Here is a 239-nt window from a genome sequence, read left to right as displayed (position 1 = left end):
GGAGCTTCGCGACCTGCCGGTCGGACACGAAACCCCGCAGAACCCCGCTGCCGCCGGAGGGCGCCAGGGCTTCATCATTCAGGCCCAAGTGGAGCAGAGCACAAGCTATTATGAGGTGTTCCCTCGGGCCGCAATCATCCGCGCGCGTCCAGATATTCAAACGCTGAAGATCGATGGCGATGTTGTTGTAAGAAACACAGGCAGCACAAGCCGTCCGAGCAAAGGAACCTTTCGACTGG

1 protein-coding gene is annotated in these 239 nt (G+C 59.4%); it reads left to right on the top strand.

Features of this window, described 5'->3' with window-relative positions; all coding sequences use genetic code 11:
• Positions 1–239 (top strand): hypothetical protein (locus tag AC0L3B_RS40270; protein ID WP_473383632.1); only part of this gene is annotated, 239 nt, incomplete at both ends.

Source organism: Bradyrhizobium sp. Kon56, from assembly GCF_055807635.1.
The sequence above is the reverse complement of the archived record's forward strand: the minus strand, read 5'-3'. Positions and strand labels throughout refer to the sequence as shown.